Consider the following 347-nt stretch of genomic DNA (forward strand, 5'->3'; position numbering starts at 1 on the left):
TGTCATTTATTTTTACGAACGGTATTTTACCTTTTTCATAAAATATTTTATTTGTAGAATTTGGAGTTCCACCTTCTGAAGCAAAATTATAAAGATTTTTTGTCTTGTCTTGAAACCAATCGTTTGTGAATTCTTTAAATCTTATATCCGGTTTCAAGTTTTTTTCATTTGCAAACATCTTATTTAAGAGTGTATTTTTTATGTTTTCTAATTTTTCTAGCTTACGCTTTAACAAAGATATGCTTGTATCAAATAAATTAAAAGTATTTGATATTTTTTCTTGTTCTTTCTTGTCTGGGACTTTTATATTTATTTCTGCTACTTGTTGCAAAATAACATTTGCAAAA

The 347-nt window shown here is 25.1% G+C and carries 1 protein-coding gene; it reads right to left on the minus strand.

The window, feature by feature from the left end; all coding sequences use genetic code 4:
* Window positions 1–347, minus strand: a 347-nt coding sequence (locus tag N8G13_RS03295; RefSeq protein ID WP_262289467.1) for a restriction endonuclease subunit S, incomplete at both ends; no start/stop codon positions are given.

Source organism: Mycoplasma zalophi, assembly GCF_025486335.1.
Classification (GTDB): Bacteria; Bacillota_I; Bacilli_A; order Mycoplasmatales; family Metamycoplasmataceae; genus Metamycoplasma; species Metamycoplasma zalophi.